Consider the following 1,274-nt stretch of genomic DNA (forward strand, 5'->3'; position numbering starts at 1 on the left):
AATAATGCACTAAGCTTGCCAAAAGGGCTGGCGGATTACGGTCGGTCAGCATCCAGTCTGGCTACCGCTATGCTAAATGAAGGTAAATCCCCTCAAGAGATTTCGGCAGCATTGTCAAAACATGCCAAAGGTGATCACCCGGAAGGACAAGATCCGGTAAGAGGATTGTTAGTCGCTTGGGGAGCAGGTGCTTCTGCTGTGGGAGGGACTATAGTTGCGCCTGTTGCTGGGACCGCAGCCGTAGCGGGTGGAGCTTTACTTGGTGCAATATCTGACACCGGAAAACAGCTTATCACTATGAAACCAAACGAGAGTTACAGTTATACTGACACGCTTATAGCTGCCGGAGTAGGAGCATTAACCCAAGGTAAAGGTTTGATATATACAGAAGGGGTAAATATTGGTGGAGCTTGGCTAGGTAGCAAGCTTAAAGGTGAAGATGCAACTGGAGCTGTTATAGGTGCGGCTGTTGGTACGGTAGCAGGTGCTAAAGGTGGAAAAATAATTACAGATAAACTGGCTCCTGTCGTTATCAGTCCTGTAGCGTCAGAAATAGGTGGGGCTATCGGAGGTACTGTTGTAGGTACAGTAATAGGCACTGGTATTGAAAACCAGATAAAAGAAAATGGAGCTAAAAATGGAAAATAAACGAATAGGATTAAAAGCTTTTATCCTACTTACAGCTTACTGGACATCGTTTATTTTTCTTTTGGCCTTTATTGCAGGGTTAGCTGTACCTGCATTTTATTATTTTGAAAATGGTTATTTTAATTATCATTGGAATGATTTTATTTACACTGCGAGAGTAGGAGTTGGTGCAGGATTGCCTGTTGGAATTGGAATTTGGGTATTGGCGAAGATAGAAGAAATTCGCAAAAGAAAATCCTCTTCAGAGCCTTAGCTACTTAATTCCAGCCAGTATGATCGCGAGTTTGGATACTACTTGTTGCGGATAATAATGCCCTTAGCATGGGAAGTCTGTTTGGTGCCGAAGGCGCTAAACATTTTGAAGGTGCGGAGTCGCTGGCTCAAAAGATGGCTCAATCCGGGGCAACACCCGAAGAAATCAACGCAGCCTTAACTCACTATCTAAAAGGGCAAGTCCCTGATGGTCAGGACCCGGCAAAAGGTCTGATTATTGCGTGGGGGAACTTCTTTGGTGTTCCATTGGATGTCGTGTTATCAAATGAGCAGATGACACCGCAAAAGGCGGCGGAAATTGTTGCCGGTGGCATACCTACCAGTGAAGCAAAGCTGATACAGTTTGCGGCAGC

General features: G+C 45.1%; 2 protein-coding genes and 1 pseudogene. All 3 read left to right on the top strand.

Features of this window, described 5'->3' with window-relative positions; all coding sequences use genetic code 11:
• Positions 1-648 (top strand): hypothetical protein (locus EAE89_RS24085; RefSeq protein ID WP_280516037.1); only part of this gene is annotated, 648 nt, incomplete at its 5' end.
• A complete protein-coding gene (locus tag EAE89_RS22895; protein ID WP_214086656.1) occupies positions 638-901 on the top strand; it encodes a hypothetical protein in 264 nt (87 codons plus the stop codon). The genes EAE89_RS24085 and EAE89_RS22895, both read left to right, overlap by 11 nt.
• A gap of 68 nt (positions 902-969) precedes the next feature.
• Positions 970-1,274: pseudogene (locus EAE89_RS22900) on the top strand (hypothetical protein); the annotation flags it as partial.

It is taken from the genome of Photorhabdus heterorhabditis (genome assembly GCF_018448905.1).
GTDB lineage: Bacteria > Pseudomonadota > Gammaproteobacteria > Enterobacterales > Enterobacteriaceae > Photorhabdus > Photorhabdus heterorhabditis.

Coding starts and splice junctions, on each gene's coding strand:
- EAE89_RS22895 (WP_214086656.1), top strand. CDS start 638: ATGGAAAATAAACGAATAGGATTAAAAGCTTTTATCCTACTTACAGCT.